This is a genomic window from Rhodoferax sp. RT5P35 (assembly GCF_056521385.1).
In genome coordinates this window covers 1-1,047 of the sequence record NZ_JBWMAX010000347.1, presented here as the reverse complement: position 1 = coordinate 1,047, position 1,047 = coordinate 1, and the positions used below count along the sequence as shown (strand labels likewise).

The 1,047-nt window shown below is 70.7% G+C and carries 2 protein-coding genes; one reads left to right on the top strand and one right to left on the bottom strand.

What is annotated here, in order from left to right:
- Positions 1 to 286: CinA family protein (locus tag AC097L_RS26220; protein ID WP_479589615.1), on the top strand; the 286-nt coding region annotated here is incomplete at its 5' end.
- Here AC097L_RS26220 and AC097L_RS26215 read toward each other — a convergent pair.
- A partial coding sequence (locus AC097L_RS26215; protein WP_479589614.1) for a response regulator occupies positions 270 to 1,047 on the bottom strand: 778 nt, incomplete at its 5' end. The genes AC097L_RS26220 and AC097L_RS26215 overlap by 17 nt on opposite strands.

Here is a 1,047-nt window from a genome sequence, read left to right as displayed (position 1 = left end):
CGCGGTCAGCGAGGCCGTGGCGCGGGCCATGGCGGTGGGGGCGCTGGCCCATTCCCACGCCCAGGTGGCCGTGGCGGTGACCGGCGTGGCCGGGCCCAGCGGCGGCAGTGCCGACAAGCCGGTGGGTACGGTGTGGTTCGGCTTTGCTGTGGCCGAACAGGTGACCGCCGAGTGCCTGCACTTCCCCGGCGACCGGGCCGCCGTGCGGGCCGCCACGGTGCAGCATGCGCTGCAGCGGCTGGTGGCGCTGCTGCGCCCTATGCCCCGGGTTATTCCACGTCCGTAGCCGATTGGCTGATGCGTTCGATCGCGTCGGCCATCCAGTCGGACTGCAGCGCCGCTGGTGCGCCGCCGGTGCGCAAATGCACCGCTACGCCGTCCGGGTGGGCTTCCAGGTGCACGCTGCCAGCCCAGTACGACAACCACGCCAGCCAGGCCACCGAGGCGGGTGACGGTGGTTCGTGCGAGGCGGCATCCAGCAGCCAGGTCAGTGCGCCACGGCCCGTGAGCGTGGCGGAGCCCACCTGCAGTTCCACCTGGCCCGGCAGGGCATCGGCCAGCGCCTGCAAGGCGGCGGCGGAGCTGTCTACACCGACGAAGCGGGGCTGCAGGCTGACCAGGGCCTGGCCGATGGCGACGCTGCGCTGGGCCTCGTACTGCATCAGCTCGGCGTGGTCCATGCTGCGCCAGTCGATGGGGGGCAGCGCGCAACCGCTGAGTTCGGCCCCCAGCAGGTAGGCTTGCAGGCCGCGTTCGTAGTCCACATGCAAAAAGCCCGCGCAGACCACGGCGAGCTGCGAGATGCGGCTGGCCAGCAGTTGCTGGCGTTGCACGGCCATTTTTTCGCGCAACAGGTCGTCGCGCTCGCAGCGGGTTTCGGCCAGCTCCAGGGCGTTGCGCATGTCGGCGCGCAGCAGTTCCAGATCCCAGGGCTTGGTGACGTAGCGGTAGATCTCGCCGGTGTTGATGGCTTCGATGGCCTCGCCCAGCTCGGAGTAGGCGGTGGTGAGCATGCGCACCATCTGGGGGGGGTGGTCGCGGGCGTAG